27 protein-coding genes and 1 tRNA gene are annotated in these 26005 nt (G+C 61.8%); 9 read left to right on the top strand and 19 right to left on the bottom strand.

Features of this window, described 5'->3' with window-relative positions; all coding sequences use genetic code 11:
* Positions 1–20: 20 nt before the first annotated feature.
* On the bottom strand, positions 21–557 hold the full coding sequence (gene msrA / locus B9A23_RS09800) for a peptide-methionine (S)-S-oxide reductase MsrA (protein ID WP_084278657.1): 537 nt from the start codon (positions 555–557) through the stop codon (positions 21–23).
* 78 nt (positions 558–635) lie between these two features.
* Here msrA and B9A23_RS09795 point away from each other — a divergent pair, with 78 nt between their 5' ends.
* From B9A23_RS09795 to B9A23_RS09780, 4 genes are all read left to right on the top strand, one after another.
* Positions 636–1505, top strand: coding sequence for a class I SAM-dependent methyltransferase (locus tag B9A23_RS09795; RefSeq protein WP_368655934.1), 870 nt, complete (start codon positions 636–638; stop codon positions 1503–1505).
* Between the two features lie 53 nt (positions 1506–1558).
* Complete coding sequence (aguB, locus tag B9A23_RS09790) at positions 1559–2407, top strand: N-carbamoylputrescine amidase (protein ID WP_084278655.1); 849 nt, start codon at positions 1559–1561, stop codon at positions 2405–2407.
* On the top strand, positions 2380–2913 hold the full coding sequence (gene folK / locus B9A23_RS09785) for a 2-amino-4-hydroxy-6-hydroxymethyldihydropteridine diphosphokinase (protein WP_368655935.1): 534 nt from the start codon (positions 2380–2382) through the stop codon (positions 2911–2913). The genes aguB and folK overlap by 28 nt, the downstream gene beginning before the upstream one ends.
* Before the next feature lie 36 nt (positions 2914–2949).
* Positions 2950–3025: transfer RNA gene (locus B9A23_RS09780), tRNA-Lys, on the top strand.
* A gap of 21 nt (positions 3026–3046) precedes the next feature.
* Here the strand turns inward: B9A23_RS09780 and B9A23_RS09775 are convergent.
* Genes B9A23_RS09775 through B9A23_RS09750 form a run of 6 tightly spaced genes read right to left on the bottom strand, consistent with a single transcriptional unit; the run spans position 3047 to position 10647 of the window.
* Positions 3047–4282: a TolC family protein gene (locus B9A23_RS09775; protein WP_084278654.1), complete on the bottom strand. Its 1236-nt coding sequence runs from the start codon at positions 4280–4282 to the stop codon at positions 3047–3049.
* Positions 4279–4578: a hypothetical protein gene (locus B9A23_RS09770; RefSeq protein ID WP_084278653.1), complete on the bottom strand. Its 300-nt coding sequence runs from the start codon at positions 4576–4578 to the stop codon at positions 4279–4281. The genes B9A23_RS09775 and B9A23_RS09770 overlap by 4 nt, the downstream gene beginning before the upstream one ends.
* Complete coding sequence (locus B9A23_RS09765; RefSeq protein WP_084278652.1) at positions 4571–7663, bottom strand: efflux RND transporter permease subunit; 3093 nt, start codon at positions 7661–7663, stop codon at positions 4571–4573. Before B9A23_RS09765 ends, B9A23_RS09770 begins: the two co-directional genes overlap by 8 nt.
* A 6-nt stretch (positions 7664–7669) precedes the next feature.
* Positions 7670–8779 (bottom strand): efflux RND transporter periplasmic adaptor subunit, encoded by a 1110-nt coding sequence (locus B9A23_RS09760; protein WP_084278651.1) that lies wholly within the window; start codon positions 8777–8779, stop codon positions 7670–7672.
* 60 nt (positions 8780–8839) lie between these two features.
* On the bottom strand, positions 8840–9880 hold the full coding sequence (locus tag B9A23_RS09755; RefSeq protein ID WP_084278650.1) for a sensor histidine kinase: 1041 nt from the start codon (positions 9878–9880) through the stop codon (positions 8840–8842).
* Positions 9877–10647, bottom strand: a complete 771-nt coding sequence (locus B9A23_RS09750; protein WP_368655933.1) for a response regulator — start codon at positions 10645–10647, stop codon at positions 9877–9879. The genes B9A23_RS09755 and B9A23_RS09750 overlap by 4 nt, the downstream gene beginning before the upstream one ends.
* 125 nt (positions 10648–10772) lie before the next feature.
* On the opposite strand from B9A23_RS09750, the gene B9A23_RS09745 reads away from it, so the two are divergent.
* A complete protein-coding gene (locus B9A23_RS09745) occupies positions 10773–12068 on the top strand; it encodes a tyrosine-type recombinase/integrase (protein WP_084278649.1) in 1296 nt (431 codons plus the stop codon).
* Positions 12069–12354: 286 nt separating this feature from the next.
* Here the strand turns inward: B9A23_RS09745 and B9A23_RS09740 are convergent, their stop codons facing one another.
* A complete protein-coding gene (locus B9A23_RS09740) occupies positions 12355–13272 on the bottom strand; it encodes a hypothetical protein (protein ID WP_139797406.1) in 918 nt (305 codons plus the stop codon).
* 499 nt (positions 13273–13771) lie between these two features.
* On the opposite strand from B9A23_RS09740, the gene B9A23_RS09735 reads away from it, so the two are divergent.
* The 3 genes from B9A23_RS09735 to B9A23_RS09725 all read left to right on the top strand — a co-directional run bounded on the left by B9A23_RS09735 (position 13772) and on the right by B9A23_RS09725 (position 16606).
* The gene (locus B9A23_RS09735) at positions 13772–14332 is read left to right on the top strand and encodes a DUF6998 domain-containing protein (protein WP_217806593.1); all 561 of its coding nucleotides are present in this window, start codon (positions 13772–13774) and stop codon (positions 14330–14332) included.
* A gap of 249 nt (positions 14333–14581) precedes the next feature.
* Positions 14582–15499 carry an ArdC family protein gene (locus B9A23_RS09730; RefSeq protein WP_084278646.1) on the top strand — a complete coding sequence of 306 codons (918 nt, stop codon included), beginning with the start codon at positions 14582–14584 and terminating at the stop codon, positions 15497–15499.
* A gap of 249 nt (positions 15500–15748) precedes the next feature.
* Complete coding sequence (locus B9A23_RS09725) at positions 15749–16606, top strand: Abi family protein (RefSeq protein ID WP_084278645.1); 858 nt, start codon at positions 15749–15751, stop codon at positions 16604–16606.
* A 219-nt stretch (positions 16607–16825) separates the two neighbouring features.
* On the opposite strand, the gene B9A23_RS09720 is transcribed toward B9A23_RS09725, so the two are convergent.
* The 11 genes from B9A23_RS09720 to B9A23_RS22210 form a co-directional block, all read right to left on the bottom strand.
* A complete protein-coding gene (locus B9A23_RS09720) occupies positions 16826–17614 on the bottom strand; it encodes a prepilin-type N-terminal cleavage/methylation domain-containing protein (protein ID WP_176217943.1) in 789 nt (262 codons plus the stop codon).
* Positions 17615–17875: 261 nt separating this feature from the next.
* Positions 17876–18661, bottom strand: a complete 786-nt coding sequence (locus B9A23_RS09710) for a prepilin-type N-terminal cleavage/methylation domain-containing protein (RefSeq protein ID WP_084278643.1) — start codon at positions 18659–18661, stop codon at positions 17876–17878.
* 22 nt (positions 18662–18683) lie between these two features.
* Positions 18684–19412: a hypothetical protein gene (locus B9A23_RS22220; RefSeq protein WP_217806592.1), complete on the bottom strand. Its 729-nt coding sequence runs from the start codon at positions 19410–19412 to the stop codon at positions 18684–18686.
* Positions 19413–19533: 121 nt separating this feature from the next.
* A complete protein-coding gene (locus tag B9A23_RS09705; RefSeq protein ID WP_084278642.1) occupies positions 19534–20085 on the bottom strand; it encodes a hypothetical protein in 552 nt (183 codons plus the stop codon).
* A 1-nt stretch (position 20086) separates the two neighbouring features.
* Positions 20087–21052: a MobQ family relaxase gene (mobQ, locus tag B9A23_RS09700; RefSeq protein ID WP_084278641.1), complete on the bottom strand. Its 966-nt coding sequence runs from the start codon at positions 21050–21052 to the stop codon at positions 20087–20089.
* A 244-nt stretch (positions 21053–21296) separates the two neighbouring features.
* Positions 21297–21827, bottom strand: a complete 531-nt coding sequence (locus B9A23_RS09695; RefSeq protein ID WP_084278640.1) for a hypothetical protein — start codon at positions 21825–21827, stop codon at positions 21297–21299.
* Positions 21824–23236, bottom strand: a complete 1413-nt coding sequence (locus tag B9A23_RS09690) for a TraM recognition domain-containing protein (protein WP_176217940.1) — start codon at positions 23234–23236, stop codon at positions 21824–21826. Before B9A23_RS09690 ends, B9A23_RS09695 begins: the two co-directional genes overlap by 4 nt.
* Positions 23237–23422: 186 nt before the next feature.
* Positions 23423–23638 (bottom strand): hypothetical protein, encoded by a 216-nt coding sequence (locus tag B9A23_RS09685; RefSeq protein WP_084278638.1) that lies wholly within the window; start codon positions 23636–23638, stop codon positions 23423–23425.
* A complete protein-coding gene (locus B9A23_RS22215; RefSeq protein ID WP_139797404.1) occupies positions 23631–23855 on the bottom strand; it encodes a hypothetical protein in 225 nt (74 codons plus the stop codon). The genes B9A23_RS09685 and B9A23_RS22215 overlap by 8 nt, the downstream gene beginning before the upstream one ends.
* A gap of 115 nt (positions 23856–23970) precedes the next feature.
* Positions 23971–24165: a hypothetical protein gene (locus tag B9A23_RS09680; RefSeq protein ID WP_139797403.1), complete on the bottom strand. Its 195-nt coding sequence runs from the start codon at positions 24163–24165 to the stop codon at positions 23971–23973.
* Between the two features lie 182 nt (positions 24166–24347).
* On the bottom strand, positions 24348–25385 hold the full coding sequence (locus tag B9A23_RS22210) for a hypothetical protein (RefSeq protein WP_139797402.1): 1038 nt from the start codon (positions 25383–25385) through the stop codon (positions 24348–24350).
* Positions 25386–25672: 287 nt separating this feature from the next.
* On the opposite strand from B9A23_RS22210, the gene B9A23_RS09670 reads away from it, so the two are divergent.
* Complete coding sequence (locus B9A23_RS09670; protein WP_084278727.1) at positions 25673–25885, top strand: hypothetical protein; 213 nt, start codon at positions 25673–25675, stop codon at positions 25883–25885.
* Positions 25886–26005: the final 120 nt, after the last annotated feature.

Below are 26005 nucleotides of genomic sequence, written 5' to 3'. Positions count from 1 at the left end.
GCCGGTGGCGGTCAAAGGCCTCAGCCTTTGACTTTCGCCGCGAAGCTCTTGCGCAGCTTCATCAGCTTGGGCGGGATCACGGCGAGGCAGTAGGTGTTCCGCTGGCCTTCGCCTTCCCAGTATTCCTGATGGTAGTCCTCTGCCGGATACCATGTCGCCATCGGCTCGATCGTGGTGACGATCGGCTTGGGCCAATCGGGCTGGGCGCGCTCGATAGCGGCTTCCATCGCGGCCTTCTGCGCCTCGTCCGCCGGGAACATTGCCGAGCGGTACTGCGTGCCCACGTCATTGCCCTGGCGATTGAGTTGCGTCGGGTCGTGCGTGGCCAGGAAGATGTCGAGGATCTGGTCGAGGCCGATCGTCTCGGGGCTGAACGTCACGCGGATAGCTTCCGCATGGCCGGTGTTGCCCGAACAGACCTGCTTGTAGGTCGGATTTTCAACCGTACCGCCGATGTAGCCGCTTTCGACATTGCTCACGCCAATGACGTCGCGGAACACCGCCTCGGTGCACCAGAAACATCCGCCTGCGAGGATGACCGTTGCTTGTTCGCTCATGCGCTATATTCTCCTGATTTGCGTGAGAGATAAGCATCCCCGGTCCGCTTGTCACCGGCACGAAGGAGAATCCCCCCAATGCGTTTCCCCATGCGTCGAATGAGCCTTGCCCTGCTTGCCTTGGTTGCCGGCAGCAGCCTTGCCACGCCGGTAATGGCCGAAACTGCAAAGACCGCATCGGCAAAGGTCGACCCTGCGCTTGCTGCCGCCGTCGCCGACCCCTTGCGCGAAAAGGACCGGGCCCGCGACGTCTATCGCAAGCCTGCCGAGACGCTCAGATTCTTTCAGGTTTCGCCGACGATGAAGGTCGGCGAATATGCGCCGGGCGGTGGCTGGTACTCGCGTCTGCTCGGGCTCTATCTCGGGCCGAAGGGCAAGCTGGTCGGCCTCTACTTCGATCCGACTTCAAGCGCCTTCAGTGACAAGATGAAGGCAGGCATCCGCGAAGGCGCAACCAAGTATCCGGCCGAAGTCGCCGAATGGTCGGGCCAGCCCGCGGACCGCTTCACGGCCTACACGCTTGATACGCTTCCGGAAGGGGAGAAGGGCACGTTCGACCGCATCCTCGTCATGAGAATGATGCACAACCTGCTGCGCTGGAACCTTGCCGCGCACGAGATCAAGCAGATGCGCGAATTGCTGAAACCCGACGGCATGATCGGCATCGAGCAGCACCGCGCGAAGCCTGATGCGCCCTATTCCTTCACCGACGGCTCGAAAGGCTACCTGCGCGAGGCGGACGTGATCAAGTTCATGGAAGTAAACGGCTTCACCTATGTCGGCAAGAGCGAGGCCAACGCCAACCCCAAGGACCCGGCGAACTGGCCGGACGGCGTGTGGACCTTGCCGCCGCAGCTTGGGGGCAATCCCGATGCCGCCACCAAGGCGAAGCTGCAGGCCATCGGCGAAAGCGATCGCATGACGCTGCTGTTCCGCAAGCGCCCCTGAATTGGCGTTCGGCGACGGTTGAATTGCGGGGGCAGGGGTCTTAGGTCCCTCCCATGACCGAGATCTCCGTCGCCGCCCTGCAACTCGCCCTTCCCGGGGGCGAGGCCGAGAACATCGCTGCCACTGCTGCGCTGGTGGAAGAGGCCGCGCGCAGCGGCGCGCAGATCGTGCTGCCGCCTGAACTGTTCGCAGGGCCATATTTCTGCAAGGTCGAGGACGAAGCCCTGTTCTCGATGGCCTACCCGCTCAATGCGGACCCGTCGGTGCGCGAGATGAAAAAGCTCGCCAAGGCGCACGGCATTGCCATCCCGACCAGCTTCTTCGAACGCGACGGCCATCACTACTACAACACGTTGGCGATGATCGGTCCGGACGGCGACGTGATGGGCATCTATCGCAAGAGCCACATCCCCGACGGCCCGGGCTACGAGGAGAAGTATTACTTCCGCCCCGGCAACACCGGGTTCAAGGTATGGGACGTGTTCGGAACGCGCATCGGCGTGGGCGTGTGCTGGGACCAATGGTATCCCGAATGCGCCCGCGCGATGGCGCTGATCGGGGCAGAACTGCTGTTTTACCCCACTGCCATCGGCAGCGAGCCCTATGACGCCGATCTCGACACCAGCCGCATGTGGCGCCGCGCGATGATCGGCCATTCTGTCGCGAACTGCATGCCGGTGATAGCCGCCAACCGCATCGGGATGGAGGATGGCCAGCGCTTTTATGGCCACAGCTTCATCTCCGACGAATGGGGCGATTACCTTGCCGAGTTCGGCGCCACCGAAACGGGGGTGCTGCACGCCACCATCGATCTGAAGCGCGCTGCCACGCACCGCGCCGGCATGGGCTTCTTCCGCGATCGCCGCCCGCAGCTATACGGGCGCCTGGCCGAGGATATCTGATCCTGCACCGCTACCTGATCGCACTCGGTTCGAACCAGCGGCATCCGGGGCACGGGGCGCCGTCGGCAATACTCTGGGCGGCGCTCGATGAGATCGGGCGGCATGGCTGCAGGATAGATGCGGTGTCTCCCACCATGCGGAGCAGGCCGATCGGCCCCTCGCAGCGCGTTTACTCGAACAGCGCCGCGCTTGTTTCGACGGACCTTGCGCCCCGCGCCCTGCTCGGCGAACTGCAGGCGGTGGAAAACAGCTTCGGCCGCAAGCGCCAAGGGCAACGCTGGCGCTCGCGCACGCTCGATCTCGATATTGTGCTCTGGTCGGGCGGTTGCTGGAGCGACGAGCAATTGACTGTTCCGCACACGGAGTTCCGCAAGCGGGATTTCGTGCTTGGGCCTGCGGCAGGGATCGTTCCCGACTGGCGCGATCCGATCACCGGCCTGACCATACGGCAGTTGTACCACCGCCTCGCCAAAGGCTTGACCCGCCCGCCCCCGCCCCCTAGGTGACGCGCCACGCCTCGCGCATGATCGCGCAGCTTTGGCGGGCCCTTAGCTCAGTCGGTAGAGCAACTGACTTTTAATCAGTAGGTCGCTGGTTCGAACCCAGCAGGGCTCACCATTCCCAGCATCATTCCCCGCATCATCCCTCGTCTTCGGCACCCATCCAGATGGTGTGCGAATCGATCTGCAGCTTGAGAATGGCGCGGATGGCGTCGGCGCGGGCGGTGATTTCCATGCGCCGGGCTTCATGGTCCTGACGGCGCGCCAGCAGCAGGTCGGCAAGGTCGATCGCACCCAGCTTGTGGCCGGTTCCGACGCGTTCGGCAGCTTGCGCCGCGGTGCGCGCGGCCTCGGCAAATCGTCCCCATGATCCGAAGCGGTTGCGCGCGTCGACAAGGTCGGCATTCGCGGTCGCCTCGATCGTGCGGCGCACGTTGACCGTGTCGAAGTTCGCTGCACTGGCGACGGAGGCAGCCTCTTCAGCCTTGGCCTTGCGGTAGCCGCCACCCAGGGGGATCGATAGCTGCAACCCGGCGCCACGCTCGCGCCCTTCGAATTCGCTGAACACGCGCAAGCCGACGGTCGGATCGGCGAGCCGGTCCTTGCGCGATCGTTCGGCGACCACGCTCAGGCGGTCGGCTTCGCGTTCTGCGGCGCGGATTTCGTGGCTCCTTGCGATGACCATGTCGCGCAGGGCGTCGAGGCCTTGCGCGGGCAATTCGGGCAGGCCCATGGCCGGCGGCGCCTCTCCGATCGGCAGGTCGGGAAAGTTGGCCGCGAGCATGGCGCGCGCGCGTTCCATGTCCGCCCGCGACCGCGTCGCCTGACCCTCGGCCTGATCCATCGCCGCACGCGCCTGGTCGACCTCGAGCTGGGCAGCATCGCGCAGTTCGCGCCGTCGTTCGAGCGCGCGCAGTTCCTGCCCCAGCAGTGCAACCGTTGCATCGTCGTTGCGCAGCTGCTCTCCGGCGGCCAGCCAGTCGATCCACATTTCAGCCAGGACCAGCGCGGTGTGGTGGCGCGTGTCCTCCATCATGTTCTGCGCGACTTCGACGCCCAGCTGGCCAGACTTGCGATCGAGCGCGGCCTTGCCGGGCAGGCGGATACTGCGCGAGAACGTACCGTCGAATTCGTCGTAGCGGCGATCCATCCGCACCTCGCGCGAGGTGTAGTTGCCCTGTACGGTGAATTCATACGGCCCGCGGGAAAGCATGTCGGCCGCCGAACGCGCGGCAGCCACGCGCTCGCCTGCGCCCGATACGGTAGGATGGTTGTCGAGCGTGGCGACCACCGCGGCTTCGGGGGGCAGCGTCGGCCCGGCGCTTGCGGCGGTGCTGGCAAGAAGGGATACCAGGAATACGCCCAAGTTCCTCACGGCATCCTCCCCGAAGCGTGGATCGCTATCGCATTCCAGCGAAACGGCAGGCGACGGCGCGCCTTGCCGGCGGCTCCGATCAGATCGTCGATCAGCGCGTCTTCGCACAAGATTTCCAGCGCTGTCCGGCGCAGGCGGGCGGTTACCTGTTCGCCGGCTCCGGCATCGCCGAAATCGGTGCCGAGCACGGTCTCCTCGCGCAGGTGGATCGGAGCAGTGCTGATGCCGCGCAAGGCTTCGCCGATCACTTCGGCGTCCGCACTGGCGCAGTGAAGGGTCAGCAGGACCTTAGTCACGGGTCGGCTCCCCTTCGGTACTGTCGCGCTCGCCGGGTCCTTCGCCGAAGCGCTCGAACAGGATCGGCAGGAGCACAAGGGTGAGCAACGTCGAGGTCAGCAGACCGCCGGTCACGACGATGGCCAGCGGTCGCTGGATTTCGGATCCTGGGCCGGTCGCGAAGAGCAGGGGGACCAGACCAAATGCGGTGATGCTTGCAGTCATCAGCACCGGTCGCAGACGCCGCTCGGCACCCGCCCGGACAGCCTGTGCCATGGCCATGCCTTCATAGCGCAGTTGACGGAAACCGGCGACCAGCACCAGCCCGTTGAGCACGGCTATGCCGAGCAGGGCGATGAAACCGACGGACGCCGGCACCGAAAGGTATTCGCCGGTCATCCACAGCGCGACGATGCCACCAACCATCGCAAAGGGAATGTTGGCCAGGATCAGCAGCGATGCGCGCATTGAGCGCAGCGTGGCCAGCAACACCAGCAGGATCAGGACCAATGCCAGCGGTATTACCGTCATCAGCCGGGCCGAAGCGCGTTGCTGGTTTTCGAATTGCCCGCCCCAGACGATGCGATAGCCCGCCGGCAGCACGACCTTGCTGCCCACGGCCGCCTTGGCTTCTTCGACAAAGCCGACAAGATCGCGGCCCGAAACGAAGGCTTGCACAAGGGCGAAGCGCGAACCGTTCTCGTGGTCGAGCTTGACCGGCCCGCTGCTGCGCTCGATCCGCGCCATGTCGCTGATCCGTGCGACGGTCCCGGTGGGCGTGAGGACTTGCAGGTCGGAGAAGCGGGCGGGATCGGAACGCAGGTTTTCATCGCCCTTGATCATCACCGGCACGCGGCGCTGGCCTTCGATCACAACGCCTGCGTCCATGCCTTCGACTTGCGCGCGCATGGCATCCTGCAACTGGCTGACCGGCATCCCGAAACGCCCCGCAGCGGCATGGTCGATGTCAAGTTGCAGATAGTCGACGCTGTCGTTGGCCACGGTGACCACTTCGGCAGCACCTTCGATGCTGCCGATGGACTGTTGAACCTGCCCGGCGAGGTCGGCCAAAGTCGCGTTGTCCGGGCCGAAGATCTTGACGGCAAGGTCGCCACGCGACCCGGTCAGCATTTCCGATACGCGCATCTCGATCGGCTGGGTAAAGGTCGTCTCGATCCCCGGCAGGCCCTCCACCGCCTTGCGCAGTTCCTCGACGACGAAGTCCTTGTTGCCGCGCCATTCCGACTGCGGCTTGAGGCGGACGAAGCTGTCGGTCTCGTTAAGACCCATCGGATCGAGACCCAGCTCGTCCGAACCGACGCGGGCGATAACTTCCTGCACTTCCGGCACCTTGAGCAGGGCGCGCTGCACCGCCATGTCGCCCTCGGTCGATGCGGCCAGGTTGATCGACGGCAGCTTGGTAAGCTGGACGATCATCGAGCCTTCGTCCATCGTCGGCATGAAGGTCTTGCCCACGGCAACATAGGCCAGGGCGGCAATCACGAGGCCGGAGCCCGAGAGGGCGTAAACCAGCCGCTTGCGCTCGAACGCCTGTGCCAGCAACGCGCGATAGCGCGGGGTAAGCCAGCGCATGATGGCCGGTTCGGCATGGTGCCCGGTGCGCAGGCCGAACGAGGCAAGCACCGGCACCAGCGTGAGCGCCAGTACCAGTGACCCTGCCAGCGCAAAGACGATGGTCAATGCCACGGGCGCGAACAGCTTGCCTTCAAGACCTTCGAGCGAAAGCAGGGGCAGGAATACCAGTGCGATGATCAGGATGCCCGCCGATACCGGGACAACTACGTCGGCCGTGGCGCGATAGACTTGATTGAGGCGCGGTGCGCCGTCGCCTGCCCGGTTGGAAAGCCGTTCGACCACGTTCTCCACCACCACCACCGATCCGTCGACCAGCATGCCGATCGCGATGGCAAGGCCGCCAAGGCTCATGAGGTTGGCCGACAGGCCAGCCCCGCGCATGAACAGGAACGTGATCAGGGCGGCCATCGGCAAGGTCACGGCCACGATGGCAGCCGCCCGCCAATCGCCAAGGAAGACGATCAGCAGGATAACTACCAGCACGGTTGCTTCGATCAGGGCTTTTTCGACAGTGCCGGTAGCCCGCGCGATGAGGTCGGACCGATCATAGAACACGCTGATCGTGGTGCCCTTCGGGAGCCCGTTTTCGATCTCGGCGAGGCGCGTCTTCACGCCGCTGACCACCGTGCGCGCATCGGCCCCGCGAAGCGCGATGACCAGGCCTTCGACGGTTTCACCCTTGCCGTTCTGGGTCACGGCGCCGTAGCGCGTAAGGCTGCCCATGCCGACGCTGGCAACATCGCCCACGCGGGTCACGCGGCCATTTCTGCTCGATACGACCAGAGCGGCAATGTCTTCGACGGTCTGCAATGTGCCGACCGAGCGGACGATCAGAGATTCCTCGCCACTGGCCAGGCGCCCTGCGCCATCGTTGCGATTACCGGTTTCGATCGCGCTCTTCAGGTCGTCGACCGAAAGCTGTGCAGCGGCCAGCGCCACCGGATCGGGGCGCACCTCGAACGTCCGCACGAATCCGCCCAGCGCATTGACATCGGCCACGCCCGGCACTGTTCGCAGCGCCGGACGGATCGTCCAGTCAAGCAGTTCGCGCTTCTGCTGCAGGCTCAACGGCCCTTCGATCGTGAACATGTAGGCATCGGACAAGGGCGTGGAAATCGGCGCAAGTCCGCCGCTTACCGATCCGGGCATGTCGGCAAGCACGCCCGAAAGCCGCTCTGCCACCTGCTGCCGGGCCCAATAGATGTCGGTGCCCTCGGCAAAATCGATGGTGACATCGGCGATCGCGTACTTGGCTGTAGAGCGCAGTACTGCCTGGTTGGGGATACCGAGCAATTCGGTTTCGATAGGGGTGATGACCCTCGTCTCGACTTCCTCGGGCGTCATTCCCGGCGCCTTGAGAATGATCTTGACCTGCGTCTGCGCAATGTCCGGATAGGCATCGACCGGCAGCTTTGCGAAAGCCCACGCCCCTGCGACTGCCACGACGAGAGCCAGCGCCAGAACAAGCAGGCGCCTCGACAGCGATTGGGCGACAACAGTCTGGAGCACGCCCGCTTACCCGCCTACGACCACAGCCTTGAGTGCGCTGGTCCCCTTGGACACCACACGCTCGCCGCTTGTCAGACCCTCGAAGATCACCGCCCTGTCGGGCGAGACCGGGCCAGCCTTGACCTTGCGCTTCAAGAACCCGCCCTTGGCCGCAACGAACACGTAATCCTTGCCGTCGATCGAAGCGATTGCGCCAGCAGGTACACTAACCGCCCCTGCCGGTGCCGGGCCGAGCACGGTCACGCTGGCATTGCGGCCGGCCAGAACGCCCGGTGCCGGCGGCAGGGTCGCCTTGAGCATGGCGGACCGGCTGGCCGGATCGATCGTCGTGCCGACAGACGTAATTCGTCCAGTCTGGTTGCCCAGCCGTATGCTCATGCCCGGAAGCACCGTGCCAACGAGGCGCTCGGGCAGTTGTCCGGTCACCTCATAGCGGCCTTCGGCATCGATCACGAACGGGGCGGTCGCACCGTCCACGGGGTTGCCTGCAGCGATATCGGCGTGGCTTACACGGCCGCTCATCGGTGCCGTGAGCGTATAGGTTCCGCTGCTGCCGCTGCCCCCGACCAGGCGCAGGATGCGCGATTTCTCGGTAACGTCGGCGCGGGCCTCTGCTGCCACGGCGCGGGCCTCGTCGGCGCGGGCCTCGGCGATGATGCCCTCCCTGCTCAATCGCGACAGCCGCGCTGCACTGGCCTGCGACACACCGAGCCGCGCATTCGCGCGCGAAAGATCCGCGCCAAGCGTAAGCACGTCGCGGCTGACGATCACTGCCAGCGGCTGTCCGGCGCGCACCAGATCGCCTTCGTTCACGAAAGTGCGCTGCACCGTGCCCGGAAGCGTTGCCGCAACAGCAACGCGCGAATTGGGTGGCGGGGCAATGGTTGCAGGGATATCGGCCAGAGGCACCTCGCCTGCGCTGGTGGCGGCAGCCATCTCGATCCCGAGCGCGGCGATGCGGGCCTTGTCGGCCAGGACGAGGTCGGGATTGCCGGAAGGCGCGGCCGCTTGCGTCCCGGCTGCAGTGTCCGCATCGGGGCGCGTCACGGCCCACCAGCCTGCCGCCACGGTCGCCAGCAGCGCGGCGCCGCCGATAAGTGCCTTGTTCTTGCCCATCTGCAACGCCCTATGCCGGGTTCCTGACGCGAACCTGACGGCGGCTTGCAAAAGGCAATGTCAGGCGGGCGTCATGCCCTCGCCCCGATCGGGAAAGACCATCGCCAGTTCGCGCCGCTCAGGGATGGTTTCCAGACGTCCCCCGTGCGCTGCCATGATCCGTGCGACGATCGCCAGGCCGAGGCCGGCACCCCTTGCGCCTTCAGCTCGCTGCTCCTCGTCGGCACGTCCCTTGCGCTGAACGATCGCCGCGAGCCGCGCGGGGTCCAATCCGTGCCCTCCGTCGCGCACGAACAGCCGGTTTCCCGGCCCTGTGCCCACCGTGATCACGCTGCCCTCGGGCGTGACGCGCAGCGCATTGTCGAGCAGGTTGCGCAACGCCGATGACAGCGCCTCGCGATGGCAGGCGATCGTCCCGCTCCCCCCGCTGTCCTCGAAGGCGATCGTCCGCCCCAGCCGCAGCGCCAGCGGTGCGAAGCCGCTGGCCGTTTCTGTCGCCAGGTCGGCCAGAGTGGAAGTTTGCATCCGGGATGGCACCGCAGCCTGTGCATTGGCTTGCGTCAGCAGCAGCAACTGCTCGACCAGCCGCCGCATGCGCGAGACTTCCTCACGCAGCGCGGCGGTATCGGGCGACGTATCCTCCAAAGCCAGCGACATGATTGCCAGCGGCGTCCTGATCTGATGGGCAACATCGGCTGCAAAGGCCTCATGTTCCCGAGCCGCAGCGTCGAGGCGGCTTAGCAGGCCATTGATTGCGTCGACAAAGGGCATCACTTCTTCGGGCATGGGGCCATCATCCACCCGCACCCCGCGCACGGCCGGGGTGTCGCGAATGACCTCGGCCGATTCCTGCAATGCGCGAAACGAACGCTGGATCACGAACTGCCCAGCCAGCAGGGCCGGTACCGTCAGCAGAAGCAGCGGCAGGCCGACATGGTCGCTCACTTCGGCCAAGGCAAAGCGCGAGGCATCATCACCCGCCAGAGTGTCGATGCCGAGGCGGTATTCGATGAACACCAGCACCAGAAGGATCGTGGCCCCGATCGCCGCCACCAGCGACAGCCCTGCCGAGAGCCGGCGATTGATCGACGGGCGTCTCATTCCCGGGCCTCTTCCAGCAGGTAGCCCAGACCCCGCAGCGTATGGATGCGCTCGCCTGCGCTGCAGGCCTGCAGGCGTCGGCGCAACCGCGAAACCAGCGCATCGATGGCATTGGGCGACACGACATCGTCGAATGCATAGAGCGCCGTCTCGATACGCTGCCGAAGCACGACCTTGCCGGCATCGCGCATCAGCAGTTCGAGCAGGTCAGCCTCGCGCCGGGTCAGGTCCAGCATCACCCCGTCGTGCGTCGCCCGCCGCGCCACGGTGTCGAAGCTGAGCCTGCCGAAGCTCAGCACCGGGCTGCTGCGGCTGCCGGGTCGGCGCATCAACGCGCGTACCCGCGCCAGGATTTCGTCGATGGCTGCGGGCTTAACCAGATAATCGTCGGCGCCGGCATTGAGTCCGATGACCCTGTCGTCCAGCGCACCGCGAGCGGTCAGGACCAGGACCGGACCGGCAAAACCGCCGCGTCTGCGTTGACGCAGCCAGTCGAGCCCGTCGCCATCGGGCAGCCCGAGGTCGAGCAGCACGGCATCATATTCGGCAACATCAAGCGCGCTTCCTGCCTCGGCCAATGTTCCGGCGCGGTCGCAGGCAAAACCGCCCCGCGCCAGCGCCGCCATCACCAGCCCGGCCAATCGCTCATTGTCTTCGATGATGAGCACCCGCATGCCCGAGCAATGCCCACCGCCGACCCTGCTGTCAAAGCCACGGGCGGTGATCTTGGGGAACATGGCAGGGAATGGAGCGGGTGAAGGGATCATAACAAAGTACTATAAAGAAACAACATTTTTTGCTATAATCACCCACACAGAACCTGCACAGGTATGGCAGATCAATGGGTTAGGACGCCATTCTGCACAGTTTCTGCACAGTGGGAAGCGAAGAGATGCGTTTCATCATCGACAAAGAGCAGGTGAAAAAGGGCCTGATCATCTTTCGGCGCGGCGATGTCGCGCACGATGAGTTCTATTGCCGAGTAAGGATCAAAAACGAGGATCGCTACAAAACGATCTCGCTACGTACTTCAGATCGGCAGACGGCGCGCGATCTTGCGCTGGAAGCAGATTCCGACATCCGAAACCGTCTGAAATACGACGTTCCCGTATTCAACCGCACCTTTGCGCAGATGGCGGAAGAATACGCCAAAACACAGCAGCGGCGCGCGAATGTCGGCGAGGTCAGTCAAGCGCGCGCTAAGAACGTCCAGAACAAGATCGACGGTCCGCTGAAGGCCTATGTCGGCAGCACGCAAATTCATCTGATCGGCCAGGATCGCTGGGCTGAATATCCCCTTTGGCGCAGAGAGAACGGCTTAGGGCGTCGCAACGGCGTCATTAGCGATGCGACGATCCGTATCGAGATGAGCATTTTCGCGGCGATCATGCGGTATGCAATCAGCAAGAAATATGTACCTGCCAGCAATCGCTTTGAGGGCATGCCAAAACTGAAATCCGCACGCCGCGACGAATTCACTCTGGAGGAATACCGCAAGCTGCACAGCGCCGGACGGAAATGGATGAAGGAAGCAACGACGCCGCAAGGTGTCTGGTATCGGCAGATGTGCTATAATTTCATTCTGATCATGTGCAACACAGGCATGCGTCCGCCGGAGGCAAAGAACCTGCGCTGGCGCGATATCACCAAAGCCAAGGATAAAGATGGCCAGGAGATTCTGGTCATCTACGTGCATGGCAAAGGGAAGGAGCGCAATCTGATCGCCCCCAAAAGCGTGGGGGACTATCTGGATCGGGTCCGCCAACTGTCAAAGGCGACCAACCCTGATGACCATGTGTTTACGATCATCAACGGTAAGCCCGCTGTCTGGCTGTACCGCGATACCGTTGAAGAGCTCCTGAAATACGCAAACCTGCGTGAGGGGCCGAGCGGCATTCCGCGAACCACCTACTGCTTCCGCCACACCTATGCGACGTTCCGGCTTTCGGCGGGTGTGGATGTCTACATTCTCGCTCAGCAGATGGGCACATCGGTCAAAATGATCGAACAGCATTATGGGCATGTGAACACCATCAAACACGCCGACCGCGTGCTGATGGGGATCGGCGGATGGGATAACATGCACGCCGAAATGAACGCTGAAATTGATCAGCTGGAGGCAAAGGCGAAAGCCATTCAATCCATCAAGGCGAAGCAGCCTGCGAAGCCCCCTCGTTCCAAACGCTGACGCCGCATCGCTGATGCTTTCCAGGCGTTTGCGTTATCGCCGCGCTTGCCCGATGCACCGCTGGTGCTTCCCGGTCGGGCAACCGGCCAAGCGGGGCCGTGGAATCAGGTGCGCCGAGCCTCAAGCACCCCATTGCCCCGCGTCTTCTGTCGATGCTTTCCCCTGCGCCGCTGGCGAGCTTGAGGGGGATGCACGCAGGCTCAGATCGTGAACAGCCAAGATTTCAATCGCAGCCAGTAAATACCACCCTTTCACATAGTGCGCTCAGCATGCTGGCGTAAGATAATTATTCTTCGTTCAAGAGCGCCTTAAACTCATTTCGACTTCTCTCAGGCCAGTCTGGCACGGGTATCAGATCCAACCCGTCCACTTCCTGAAAAGTCTTGCCCGTCTTGGCGAGGTTATAGGCCGCCACGCGCCCACCGGCGCCCACGCAGGCTTGCATATCAAGCGCGGGGTTGTCCTGCTTAATGCAGCTGCGCATGGTGGCGCGGGCTTCTTGCACCACATCTACCCCCGGCTTGGCGGCGCGGGCGGCTTGCAAAAAGGCTGCTGGGGTTTGCTGGCCGGTCATCAACGCCGGTTGGTCGGTCACTGCAATGAACGCGACGACCGAGGCCATTCCGGTGCCCATCGGAATAGCGCGGCGTGGATTCATGTCCGGCGAGATCAGCGTATGGCCTGCCAGCAATGAGCTGAGTTCTTCTTGCATGAATGGCTTCACGATCGGATCTTGGGTGAAGGCCACGTTCAGTGCAATGGTGCCACGGGGCGCTTTGGCGGCCTGATCGACCAGCCGTAAGGTCAGTTCCCGGGCGTTATCCTGCCCGTTGGAACCATAGCGGGGCGTTTGCCGCAGGCCGAGCAAAGTCACCGGCATATCGTACAAGAAGCCGTTCTCGACCGATGCTTCTAATGCCGCAATAGAACGGTCGCCATCTCTGTCCGTGGCGGTACGATCTAGCGGTAATCCGATGCGGCTGGCAGCCATTACAATGGCTGCATTCTTATTTCTTACACCTGCAGCTTCTTCATCGATTTTAATTGTTCTATCTGCAGGCAACGTGCGCGAATTAAAGCGAAGCGGGTTGGCTACCTCCTGCGCTGCCGTTTGGCTCGCGAAAGCCATCGAGACCCCATTAACCAGCAATGCAAAGGCTCCACGATATCGCATCCGGTATCCCCACTGACGAGTAGGCTTCATTACTACATTGCCTCGACACTTTTTTGAACCGTCCACTGTTGGCTAGACTTTGACCAGAAACCGATTTCGTCCACTACTCCCGCCGTCGCTGATCTAGACGGCGCAGGGTCTCGCGCCGCCAGTGCAGGGCGTTGGCCCACCGGCAACAGGTACAGCTGGTGGTCAGGGTGACGCGCAGCAGCGCGCTGGCGATCAGGTCAAGCAGTGGGGTCAGTACTCGCATCGGATTCTCCTTTTCGGGTCGCGCGGCATGTGCAACCGTCCGGGAATGACCGGCAGGCACGTCGAGACGGAGCCGTCACAGGCCAAAGCCCACCGGGGATGATGCTGCACGATCAGGAAGCACATCGCCTTGCACGGCCCGTTGGGTCTGCCACCACTTCCCCGGCGGTTGCCGCAGCCCGCGTCGATACGAGAGAAGACGAGGCGTAATGCCTCACTGCCCTTGGACTGGAGCCCGCGCTTGTGCCCTGGCAAACCCACATGGGAAGCAACGCCCATGGAACTGCTGGCGCGTCAGTGCGCGTTATTGCATGATCATGGGATGACAGCGTTCGTTTTGCCGCCCACCATTGCTGAACTGATCGCCGCACGGAACAACGTGCGCGACCATTACGCACAGAAGCTTCGCACGCTGGGTAGCACCGCCGAGCTGGCATTCACGCTGGACGGCAATCTGATCGGCGATTTGGGCGAAGCCCTGGCTGCAGACCTATTCGATATAAAGCTGGTCGAAACGAAATCGCACGAGGCCATCGACGGCTACGCGCCCGATGGGCGATCGGTCCAAGTGAAGGCCACCGGCACCGGACGCGGCCCTGCCTTCCGGCAAACTGAAACACGGGCAGATCACCTGATCTTTCTGGACCTCGACCTGGAACGGGCGGTGGGCGAAGTCGTCTATAACGGCCCAGAGCATTACGCGGTCGCCTTGCTGCCGACCGTGTTCACGGGCCAACGCTCACTCACACGCAGGCAAATCCGCATCGCCGATGGGTTTGTCCGCCCCGAAGAGCGCCTGCCGCTCCGGCACGCGCTTGAAGCCCCCAAGCCTGAATAGGGGCCGTTCTCCTTCGGGGTGACGGTCTGACATCCTAACCCGTGGAATGGGCTGGGCTGCGGCCTGCCCCTCCTTCCGCCATCCCTGAGATTGAGCCGCGAATCTGGCCGGGTGCGTCCCCCGGTCAACAGGCTGCCCGCTCCATTCGCTCCGCTCCCGTGTTGCCTGTTCCGCCTGCGGCTGACCGCGTGCCTATGCCCTCCGGCCTTTTCCTTCGCGTCCTCAGGAACAGCGAAAGGAGATCAGGACATGCGCAGCACCAGCACTTCCCGAACCGATGTCTACGAAGCCATCACCAACCAGATCATCACCGCCATCGAGGCCGGGGCGGGCTCCGGCAAGGTCCAGCTTCCCTGGCACCGCAGCGGGGCATCCATCACCCGCCCGGTGAACATTGCCAGCAAGAACGCCTATCGCGGGGTGAACACCATCGCCCTCTGGGCCGCCGCCGATGCGCATGGCTACGCGCACGGCATCTGGGGCACCTACCGCCAGTGGCAGGAGCGCGGGGCGCAGGTTCGCAAGGGTGAGAAATCCTCCCTCATCGTCTTCTACAAGCAGTTCGACCGCAGCGACGACGCAGCAACCGACGCCGGGGGTGAGGACGACGCCAACGGCCAGCGCCGCTACATGGCGCGGGCGTCCTACGTCTTCAATGCCGCCCAGGTGGATGGCTATCAGCCCGATGCCACCGCGCCCGAGGCGCAGCCTATCGACCCCATCGCCGAGGCTGACCGGCTGATTGCCGCCAGCGCAGCAACCATCCGCATCGGTGGCGAGGAAGCCTACTTTGCCCCTAAGGCAGACTACATCGCCATGCCCGCGCAGCACCGCTTCACCGGCACTGCCACCAGCAGCGCCACCGAAGGCTGGTACTCGACCTTGCTACATGAGCTGACGCACTGGAGCGGCCATGAGTCCCGCTTGGCGCGGGAGTTTGGCAAGCGCTTCGGCGACGATGCCTACGCAATGGAAGAGCTTGTGGCCGAGCTGGGGGCTGCCTTCCTCTGCGGCGATCTTGGCATCACCGCCGAGCCACGGCCCGACCATGCGGCTTACATCGGCCATTGGCTGCGTATCCTGAAGGGCGACCGCAAGGCGATCTTCACCGCCGCCAGCGCCGCGAACAAGGCGACTGAGTATCTGCGAGCCTTCAGCGAAAGCTGAAGGCCATAAGCGACTGTATGTAGATCACATTCGCGTTCTAACAGGACGCGATACCGGAGGTTTAGGGCTTTTTCTGCTGGACAATCAACGGCATTGGCATACGATTAATGAGCGGATGGTTGATAATGGCCGAGCAAATTTCCCAGAATTGTTGTTGCAATTTTAGCGATTCAAGCCTAAGTTGAAAAGGTCATGGGCCGCCACACGATCCCCTCGGGAAGTGCAAAAGGGCGGCCCTTCTTATTTTGAATGGCCCTGATTCCCTACAATAAGCCGCATGCGACCGCCGCGCAACGAGTGGCACACCTACGCGCGCGCGGTCTAACGATAGCACGGCCCAAAGTTGCCGCGCGCAAGATCGACATCATTGGCTATGAGCGGCTACGGATCTATTTTCTGAGCCGCCGCCAGCTGAACAATCTCCCCGACCGCCCCTTTATCCCCGACACTACCTACAAAGACATTCTGCGCCTGTACGAGTGCGACGCCCTCTTGCGTGACGCCTGCTTCACTGCCGTTGGTCAGTTTGAACTGCTGCTGCGCAACAGCATCTCGGAGACACTCAGCGACACGTTTGGAAGCCACCCCTACTATCAGATAGCGGCATTCAAAGACGCCGGAGCCAATCTGAACGCGCTCCAGACATTTGCGCACGTCTACGGAAAATCAAAGGATCAGCGCGCTAAACATTACCGCCAAACCTACGGCACGCCTGCCTTGCCTCCGATCTGGACCATGAAAGAGTTCCTGACCTTTGGTGCCGCATCGCACATCTTCCAATGCCTTGAAGGCACTGTTCGCACCCAAATTGCGGCGCAGTTTGGGGTAGCCAGCGATCAGGTGTTCACCAACTGGCTCGAATGCCTGGTCGATTTGCGCAACATGTGCGCGCATCATGACCGGCTGTTCAACCGCAGCTTCCAGAAGCAGCCGTCTCGCCTGCGTAGCGCACAGGTTCCCGTTGCCAGACCAAACAAGCTGAAAGCTATTCTCGAATGCCTTGATTATCTGCTCGCCGCGCGCGGCACCCCCGTCGGCATTACCGACCGGGTACGCCGCATTATCATTCGCTTTCCAGAGATGCAGCCTGCCGAGGCAGGTTACTAAACCGTATCCACTGTTTCGTACGGCCACTTGACCATTGGCTGCGTATCCTGAAGGGCGACCGCAAGGCGATCTTTACCGCTGCAAGCGCCGCCAACAAGGCGGCGGAGTATCTGCGAGGATTGGGAGGGAGGTGATAAACGCCTTATGCACAAATGACACTACGTAAAAACTGCGCCGCATAACTTTTAACCGCCCTGGACCACTCTATTGGGTGGTTAGTCAAAACAAATCTTTGAAAAAAAGTGCGCATTGCGCACTCTTATCCTGCAATCGATAGTCCGATTCAAAATCTGTGTTGATCGCTGCATCAGTACATTCGTTATTCCAGAAGCGCGCAATGACCTCTCCATAAGCAGGTCTTCCATCGTCCATTTTTACATCGATGTTCCAAGCTTCCTCGGGCGCCAATATTTTGTTTCCAGTTTCGAAATCAGGGTAATCTGCGCCAAAAAAGAATGTATTCGCATATGAGGTGGGTAGATCATAATTAGTCAGCGGATTACCGTCGATGAAATGTTGCATGTGCCATCCTGCGTTCGACACGCGAGATGATGGTGCGTTTTGCCCTATCTCACTATCACCGGCTCCAGCATCACCCGCTATCCCTGAATAGGTTCCAGTAATAAGCGCTGCATTCGCCAAATGCTGCCAAAACGTGTACATCTCATTTGATTGGCCAGCTATGCCGCCCGCGTTTATTTCACCATTCCCATTGCCATTACAAGTTTGCGTTCCAGTGCCACCGGTGGCATGCGGACAAACCCCCGATGACATTGTGCCCCAAAAGGCAGTGGCATTTGTCATGTCGCCGGGGAGCGCAAAGTACTTATCCCGAAACGTTTGAACAGCAGCTGCATAACGTTGAGCTTCAGTGCTCACCGACCGTAGCTCAGCTGCGCGAATGAGCGCTTGGCCGCCGAGGATACCGCCGGTCAGCAGCCCGAGAATGACGAGCACGATGGAGAGCTCAACGAGGGAGAAGCCAGACTGTGACCGCGATGGAACCATTGGTTCCGATAGTACCAAATCGGAACATAAACGGAACATAAATCTTTGTATAGCTCGTCTGCCCGGTGCTTATCGCCCCGCCTGTGGCCCTCCTTCCGGCAGCCCGAGGCGGCGGATCGACCGTATCCACGGTCCCGCATGGCCATTCGGCCACTGGCTGCGCATCCTGAAGGGCGACCGCAAGGCGATCTTCACCGCCGCCAGCGCCGCCAACAAGGCAGCAGATTACCTGCGGGCCTTCAGCTTATCTTGTAAGCTCAGTTAGCTGCTTTTGAATATGAGAGCACATGCAGTATTTCTTGAAGCTAAGACAAAATCTGCGGCATTCGTGTCATTAGTGGTGCAGCCGTTATTTACGAGGTTCTTCCATACAACCACATTGCCGATTGTCGGTCGGCCATCATCCATCTTGGTATCAAGATTCCATGCCTCTTCTGGTGTGATCGCGCCGCTTGCAGAATAAGTGACTCCGTTACGGCTGTTGCCAAAAAATATCGCATTCCCGTAGGTGCCATCAAACCATTGGCCATGGCCAATCTGAGTGCCAAGAAAATAGCTTGACCAGCTACCATTCGAAACCCTTGAGAGGGGGCAATTCGTTCCCGGTATACAGCCAAAGCCCGCCGGACTGGGTATCGCAGAAACGCCGCTATATGTTCCCTCGATCAACCCAGCATTTGCTAAATGCTGCCAATACCGAAACATCTCATTGCTAGATACCGCTGTATACTCGATGCGACCATTACCATTACCATCACAGGTACGCTGATCGATGCTTGCTTGGGTGGCACAGGTTGAGGGGGTCGCGTGCTGTACTCCCCAAAACAAGGTCGCATTTGGCATATCGCCGGGAAGAGCGAAGTATTTGTCCCGGAAGCTCTGAGCTGCGGCCACGTAGCGGCTGTATTCCGTGCTCACCGATCGCAACTCCGCCGCGCGGATAAGTGCCTGACCGCCGAGGATACCGCCGGTCAGCAAGCCGAGGATGACGAGCACGACGGAGAGCTCGACGAGGGAAAAGGCAGACTGTCGAAGATAATGGTACATAGGTGCCTGCACTATGAAGAATCTACAAATACCCGAATATCAGAATACATTGGAGTGAGTTGACAGACAGGGCATAACTAGCGTCATAATCTGTGGGTGAGCTTGTGCTGCAATTGGCCGAGACATAGGAAGTGATTTTGCCTACTCCCGGTTTGCCATCATCCATTTTTGTATCAATATTCCATGCCTCTTCTGGCTTTAAGGCTGGGGCATAATTCCAGGTGCTTGGAGAGGCGGCAACTCCCAAAAATAGTGCGTTTCCAAAATCGTAGTTAAAGAGTACGCCGGTGAAGGTTCCCATTGAGTTGTTAGCATAGGAAATTTGCCAAATTGCGGGAGATAGCTTGCTGCGGGGCGAGTTGCTCGGCGAGCTTGACCAGCCATACGTATCATTACCTGTAACACCGCTATACGCCCCCTCAAGGAGACCAGCATTCGCGAGATGCTGCCAAAAACGAAAAGACTCATTGCTGGCGCTCGCCCACCAATTTACCTGTCCATTTCCGTCGCCGTTACATGTTGTGGCTGACGTTGATCCTTGTGTGGCATTCCCTGGGCAATTCGCCGCCGTGCCCCAAAAAACCGCAGCATTGTTCATATCACCTGGAAGTGCAAAGTATTTATCCCGAAAGACCTGTATCGCGGTGGTGTAACGGCTGTATTCCGTGCTCACCGCCCGCAACTCCGCCGCACGGATGAGCGACTGCCCGCCAAGGATGCCACCCGTCAGCAGACCGAGGATGACAAGCACAATCGAGAGCTCGACAAGGGAGAAGGCGAACTGCGAACGCAAAGGATGCATGTTCTAGCACAGTACCGAAATTGGAACATATTGTGAACAATATTCTCGCAACCGCTGCGATTGGCGGTGCTTATCGTCCTGCCTGTGGCCCTCCTTCCGGTAGGCCAAGGCGGCGGATGGACCGTATCCACGGCCCCGCATGGCCATTTGGCCATATGCTGGCGGCATATTCATGCAACGCCAGCACCGTCCCCGCCTGAAGGTGGCGGGCCAGCTCGCTCAGCCCCTCGCCTTCGATCATGAACTGCCGCACGCCGAAATCGAGCGACAGCATTTTATCGCCGATATATTCGACCGCGATCAGGTGGGGGTAGCTGACCTGCCAGCCCACCCACAGGCCCGAGCGTTCCTCGAACCGGCGCAAATCGAGCATCATCGCCGGGCGGCTGCGGCCCCGCTGCAATTGCCAGGGCCGATACTGCGCCGGATCGATAGGCGGGCCAGTCTCGGCCTCATCCGGTTCCCGTTCGGGACCGGATGCGGCATTCGGGGGCTGGCCATGCTGCGGGGGCGTCGTGCCCCCGCCGCCGCCGGGCCTTCGATTCGGTTCAAACATTTCGCGCCAGTTGCCCATCTTGTTCGGGTCGGGCTCCCAGCCTTTGGGGTGATGGTAGTCGCTCATGTCATCGCTCCATATCGGGGGTTGGGTTGGGGGAATGGCTCAGATCACGTTCCGGCGGTGCACGCGGGGCCGGGTCCAGCCGCGCAATCTGCCGCTCGAACCAGGCGTAGAAACGCTCCGCCACCTGTGGCGGCGGGGCATTGCCAGCGGCCCGGAACGCGTCCTTCGCGGCCTGTTCTACGGCGCGATAATGCCGGGCCATCTGGAAATGCCCGAACCGCTCTTTCATGACGCCGTAGAGTTCCTTCATGTGCCAGGCCATGCGCAGGGCCGGTTCTGGCAGGCGCGACAGGCCACGCTCCAGTAGCGACCGCCGATCAATCCGTGCCGCCGACCCGGCCTGCTCCAGCGCGGCATTGGCGATGGTCTCCCAATCCTCCCGGCATCGCTCAAAATAGGCCGGGCAGTTCCAGCTATCTTCGTTGCTGACCACCATCATGGGCCGACCATCGGCATAGGTCCGGCCCGCCGGGTCCGGCACCCAGTCATGCCGCGACTTGGGGCCGAACCCGGATTCGGTAAGGGGGCGCATCGTCAGCAGCACATGGGCGTGGGGCTGTTCCAGCCCATCCGAGGCGACCGTATTGTGCCAGGCCACATCGGCCACCATGCCCCGGCTGACGAAGCTCTTGATGAGGTAATCCCGCACCACGCGGATCCGCTCCGCCGGATCGAGCTCGCGCGGGATCATGATGCGCAGCTCGCGTGCGGTCTGCGCGTCCTTGCGTTTCTCATGCGCTTCGACCGTGTTCCACAGCGTCTCGCGCGAGGCTTCCCGGACCCAGCCGGGAGCATCGGCGGGGAGCAGGATTTCGGTGTGCTCCACTCCCCGCTTGCGGGAGTAGTCATGGGTGATGTTCTGCCGCGCATCGTGCAGACGCTCGCCTGCGCGATAGGCGGCAGCGGCAACCACCGAGCGACCCGAAGACCGCTTGATGATCTGCATCGACCAGCTGAACAGCGCCATCTAACCCACCATCGCCACAGCGTGCGCCATGACCTGATTTGCGTGGTGAGCCTGAGAGAACGCCTTTAAGGGTCTAAGTGTGCACTTATACGTTGCAAGCAACGTGCACCTTGCCGGAGGCGTTTCATCCAGTCTCATATTAGCAAATTCGGACATATGCGGCCACTTGCTTGTGGGGAGGCGAGGCCCCGATGCGGCAACTTGTCGTGCAATGCAGCACGAGGCATCGGGGCCGGTGGGGTGCTCAGCGGGCAGCATCGAGCATGGCCCGGCAATGCGGCGGCAGGGCCGCATAGCTGCTCGCCACGGTGGGTGCATGACGCATCCACCGGGGGACGATCACCCGCACGGGAGCCGTGCGCCGGGCACGGCGACGCCGCATGCCGAACAGGCCCTTGAGCAATGGCGGCACCGTGACCACCAGCAACCCGCCAAGGGTCAGACCGCCAACCGTAAGGCCCAACCCGATCTGATCATGGCCCGCCCCGATGAGGGTGATGATGGTGACGGCGATCACGCCGAGCATCATCGGCCACCGGCGCGGCGGTGGCCCATTCGGGTCCATGGCGTCCCATTGGCGTTTCCATTGCAGGTAGTCGCGGCGCGCCTCATGGGCCTTCATGATCCGGCCCATGAGGATGAGCGTGATGATGGCGAGCCACCAGGCATCGGGGTGCTGCATCCACACCCCCATCATCCCGATTGTGGCGGCAGCCGCCGGCAGCACGACCAGACCGTGGCCCAGCAGCATCGTCTGAAAGGGTGGCTTGTTCATTGCGCGAACTCCACCAAGAGGGCGTTGCTGCCCGACGCGGCAAACCGTCGTCCCGACTGGTACCAGACTGCCGAGACGCGTTTGCCATTGGCCGGGCCACCGGTTTTCAGGATGCGCCCAAACGCCCCCGGCTCCAGCGCCCAATCCATCTGTTCGCTGAAGCCCTGGCTGACATTGCTGGAGTCGCCATAGCCACGGTTGCGGCCCCGGCTGTCATTGCCGCCGACCGACCCACCGCTGCTGTAAGTGCTGTTGTAGCTGCTTCCCTGTTTGCTGGTACTGCTGCCATGGCTGCTGCCCCAGTTCTGGCCCCAGCTGGTGCCGTCGCCCATGTTCATGCCATAGTTGCTGTTGCTGCCATGGCCCTCGCTGTAATTGGCGCGGGTTTGCAGGCTGCGACCGATGGTCTTGGCCGCCCATTCGTTCGTCTCCGCACAGGCATTGGAATGCCAGATGCGGGTGGCGAAATTGCCGACCAGGTGATGCACCCGGTCATGCGCGTTTTCGCCGCCCATGCGGGCATAGAGCGTGGGCAGGCTCTGCGTCAGGAACACCGTGCAGGCGCGCGAGCCCCGGCAGGTGGAGAGATACTCCGCATCGAAGCTGTTGATGAAATACTGCGCTTCGTCGGCCCACAGGAACACCGGGCGTTCCTGCTGGTCCGGGCTCAGCCCGTTGCGGGCAAGGATCGCCCGCTGCCAGAGATATTTGATCAGCTGCTGCGCGATGATGCCGTCTTCATTCAGCGTCAGCGCCGGAAGATTCAGTAGCAGGATGGTGCCGTGCATCGAGAGCTCCGGCACAAAACTGGTCTGGCCGCAGAACATGCTGGCCAGCCAGCCATGGTTGAACCGGTCCAGCGTCGTCGTCAGCGAGATGACAATGTTGCCGCGCGTCTTGGGATCCAGCTGGCTGAAATCATGCTGCCAATAGCTGACCATGCGCGCGCCCGTGGTATCGTCCATCTGGCCCGCCGCGCGGGCGAAGCTCTCGCAGAAGAACGAGCCGCGCTGCCAGTCAGGATCGCGCATCTGTTCCGGTGCCTGGGGGGCCGACCGCACAAATTGCAGGATCATTTCAATTGTTGCCCTGCCAAACGCCGCATAGAGCACCGGCACGGTGTGGCGCAGCACCTGGCGGGTGGTATCCTGCCAGAATTGCTCGCTGCCGCGCCCTGGCGAGGCACTCGCGAGCCGCGCAATCTCCAGCACCTGCATGATGATCTCAACGACCGCGTTGAGGCCACCGATGCCTTGCCGCAGCAATTCCGCGATCATGAAATTGTAGCCGTGAAAGCCCGAGGCATCGATTTCGAGGAGGGAGTCGAGCCGCCCATGGCGCTGGCACAGCGCCCGCCAATGCTCGGATTCTTCCGGTTTGGCGGCCATGACCAAGCCGCCCATGCCCATCTGCAAAAAGGCTCCGGCGAGCGTGTCGCCAGAGCCCGAGGTTTTTCCGCTACCGATTCCGCCCGTCACGAGGATGCCCTGGCAGGCATCGCGCAGGGTGAAGGCGTCATTGGCGGTGAGTTGAAGCAGTTTCGTATCGAGTAGGTCGTGGCGCATAGCGCGTCCTCCGTTCGGAGGGGGGCTGACCTATCGGTCGATACCCAGCTCCCGCTCCGGTTGGGGCCTGCGATCCGCAGGCATTTCCCACCCCGCCTGCTGGGCAAAGGTGGACTCACGATCCGGCGAACGCGTCCGGTCAAACGGGCGCGGCGTCACCGTCCGCCCGAACCAGCCTTCTTCGATCAGCTTCTGCCGCACATCCGCGATGGCGGAGCCGAACGCGTCCGCGAACCAGTCACGCATTGAAGACGTAGCCGCAGTCCATGCAGCGACTATCCTTGCGCAGCGCATCGACCGCCCGGATGGCGACCGCGCCGAGACCGGCGAGGATCGACAGGCGCGGGATTCCGAGGGTCTGAACCGCCTGAGCGGCCTGCATGGTGCGGTCGATATGGACAGGGTCCAGCCGATTCGAGGTGACATTCGGCGACTGGCAGCGGGGGCAAGTGCAACGGTGCATGGTCAGGGTTCCTTTCTTGGGACAAGAGCACGCGGCGCAGCCGGGGGCCGTCGCGGGCACAGCACTGCGCCGCGTGAAGGGGAGTTGTGCGTTTGGTAGGTTATTGGATGCGGACTCAGCCGTCCGCGTCACTGGCTCCGCTGAGGAAGGCCCCCAGCTTGGCACCGAGCGCCGCGCCCGGTCCTGGCAGCAGAATGCCGCCGATCACCGCACCGGCAATCGTTGCACCCGCCGTGATCGCAATGCGCTTCAAGGCGGCATCGAACACATCGTCCGACCTAGGCGATGCGGTAGTGGAAGTATCGGTCATCATCACCTCCATCGTTGAGGGCCAGAACCAGACCGAGCGGGGCCAATCTCACCCAACAGGGGGGTGAGGCGGAAAGTCACCGCAATGTGCTGATTTTGGCCAGGGAACCGAGTGATTCGGTCCCTGTGATGAAGGTGCGTGATTCGCGTCAGAAGGTCAATGCAATATCTATAGGTTTTGCATTATTTTCTGTAATGCGCTGCTGCATTGATCCTCGCGGCTTCGCGCAGCGCTTCCTGTCCGGTGAATTTCCCTAGATGTTCCCGGATTGCGTCCGGCCCGGCACTGAGGAGTCTCTCGTTTTGTTCTGCCTTAGTTGGCAGATCGACATCAGCGGGCCATTCGTTGCCGGAGCGGCTCAGCCAGTTAGTGATGGCGACCGAGAGCTTAGGATCGAGCTTGCGGATGTCGGCGCGCGTCAGGCCTTGCCCCAGCCAGGGGCCATACACGCGTTTTACGAACTCCGGCGGGGTCTCTGGACCGCGAAGCCCTTGGTAGATTTCGGGTGCCTGATCAGGCAGTGATACGGCAGGTAGCGCGGAAAGCTCAGCAGACGGGCCAAGGGTAAGCCCCTCGCTCTTCATTTCCTCTGCAAGGGCGCGTGCGACAGCGGGCCCATGGTATGGGTCAACCCCAGCACTGCGCAGCGCGCGATCAACCAGCTGGCTCAACCCGTTCGGTTCGCCTGAAAAACGCTTTTGCTGTGGGTTTCGGTCGATAAATCTAAAGCTAGTTCGTGATCGCTGTGGCTCAAAATTCCATCTATGATTATACGTATTAAAAAGAAAATCGCTATCTCCAACCACAATTACGACCGATATTTTTTTTCCTCGAATATCAACCTCTAGATAATTGAACTTTACATCCCTACCCAAATACTCCATTTGCTCTTGCATGAGCACGCATAGTTCTAACAACTCATAGGAATTGTATTTTTCCTTCCTGGCAGCATTCAGAAGATAGCCGCATAAGACGGTGCCAAGATCATAATATGAGGAATAGATGTGTAGGCTGCCGATCTCCAGATAGCGATCACCAATTCGCCCATCTAGCGCGCGTCGCGGCGGATGATCACCGTAGGGCTTGAATAAAGAGTTGCCCATGCGTGCCCTCAGGTCACGCAGCGCGCGGTCGTAGTCATCCCCCGCCTTGCCTGCGCGAGGCCGACGCTCTGGCGTAGGCTCAAATTCAAAGGATTCGGCTGACTTTCCCTGCGGCATACGACCGGACATAGCGCGAGGGCTGATATAAGGCCACGCTGCTTTGTCGCCATCATCCGTTTGGCAACAGCTCCGTGAGAGAACCACACCGGCTTCTGAGCGGTGAGCGTGCTGGCACTGCGCCGCCGCCGATCAACCCCATTCGCTTCCGCGCCGTTGGCTTGTGCAGCTCCATGCCCTGCGGGCGCGCTGGCGCGGGGTGTGACCAGCGGCTCCATGCGCCGTGCCCTTGGCTCCCCATGAAGCCGCGAGATGGTCTCGCGGATCATCACCAAAGGAGCATCATCATGACCACCACCAGCAATCCCAGTCGCAAGCCGACCCACCGCATCTACCGTGTCGTTGGCGAAGGCAAGAACGCCAGTTGGACGCCCATCGGGGCCGCCTGGCCCAATCAGGATGGCATGGGCTTCTCCATCACCTGCGATGCGATCCCCCTCCAGGGTCGCCTCGTGATGCGCGTTATCACCGAACGCACGATGACGGGGGCGGTCGCATGACCGCCCCAATTCCTACCGGCAGAGAACCAGCCAGATCGATGTTATTGCCATCTTTTCGCTTGCCGTAACCATCGCGCCCGGCCATTTTCTGGCAAGGCAGCTCCGGCGCCCTCTCTGTCA

The organism is Novosphingobium sp. B1 (assembly GCF_900176395.1).
Classification (GTDB): Bacteria; Pseudomonadota; Alphaproteobacteria; order Sphingomonadales; family Sphingomonadaceae; genus Novosphingobium.
Note: the sequence above shows the minus strand (reverse complement) of the source record. Positions and strands in the feature narration are given on the sequence as shown.